Source organism: Rhodoferax sp. RT5P35, assembly GCF_056521385.1.
In genome coordinates this window covers 1-1,153 of record NZ_JBWMAX010000263.1, presented here as the reverse complement: position 1 = coordinate 1,153, position 1,153 = coordinate 1, and the positions used below count along the sequence as shown (strand labels likewise).

The window sequence follows — 1,153 nt, the reverse complement described above, 5'->3', positions numbered from 1 at the left end:
AAATGTAGTTGATATGCATATATTTACTGTATTTGCATCCAGATTTTTGCCCAATTCGGCCACTAGGAGGGTGTGCAAGAACGCACATAGGCGACTTTGTTTCAATTTGCTTACAAAATGCTACTGCTACCGAAAAAGCAGCAACTGGACACCAGTGACCGGGCACATGCGGAGTGCGGCTGCGATGGTGTTGGTGTCTGAAACCTTCTTTTTTCCCGGGTTTTACGGGTTTATTTGCCAGCCAATATTTTTATTTTGTATACCAAAAACAGGCTCTGAGAAACCTTTGGAATACGGTTGCAGCCGTTGTGTTTTACACCACAGACCCCTGAAATAGCCTGTTTTTAGGTAGCCCACTCTTGTGCGGGCTACCTGCTTTGGGTGCGGATCAGCCCATCCGTACCGGCACGAATATGGTGTCGCCCGCGCGCAAGATCAACAGCGCAAGCGATTTGTCCGATCGGGCGACGACTGCCCGTACCTGGTCGATGCTCTTCACCGGCGTGCCATTGATGGCCAGCAAAACATCGCCACTTTCCACGCCGGAAATGGCTGCTGGTCCCGCAGCGGACTCGATCAGCAGACCGTTGGCGATGCCCGCAGCGCGCAGCTCCTCGGGTTGCAAGGGGCGCAACGCCAGCCCCAGGCGGCCTTGCGGTACGGTCTCTTTGCTGGTCGCGACCTGCACCGGTTTGTCATTGGCGCTGCCCAGCTGGGCCTCGATTTCCAACACGGCACCTTTGCGCCATACGTTCAGCTGGACCTTGTCACCAGGGGCTCTCTGGCTGATCACGGCGGGCAGGTCGCCGGACGACACCACGGCGTGCCCGTCCACCTTGCGGATCACATCACCGGGCTGCAAGCCGGCCTTGCCTGCGGGGCCGTCCTTTTCGACGCTGGACACCAGCGCGCGCTCCGGTTTGTCCAATTTGAACGAGTCGGCCAGGGCCTGGTTGACCTCTTGCACCGATACCCCCAGCCGAGCATGTTCGACCTTGCCGTGCGCGACGATCTGGTCCTTGACCTTGCTTGCCAACTCCATGGGGATGGCAAACGACAGTCCCTGGTAGCCGCCGGTGCTGCTGTAGATCTGGGAGTTGATGCCGATCACCTCGCCCCGGCTATTGAATAGAGGCCCACCGGAGTTGCCGGG

1 protein-coding gene is annotated in these 1,153 nt (G+C 57.8%); it reads right to left on the bottom strand.

Features of this window, described 5'->3' with window-relative positions:
- Positions 1–388: 388 nt before the first annotated feature.
- On the bottom strand, positions 389–1,153 hold a 765-nt coding region (locus AC097L_RS25505), incomplete at its 5' end, for a PDZ domain-containing protein (RefSeq protein WP_479589496.1).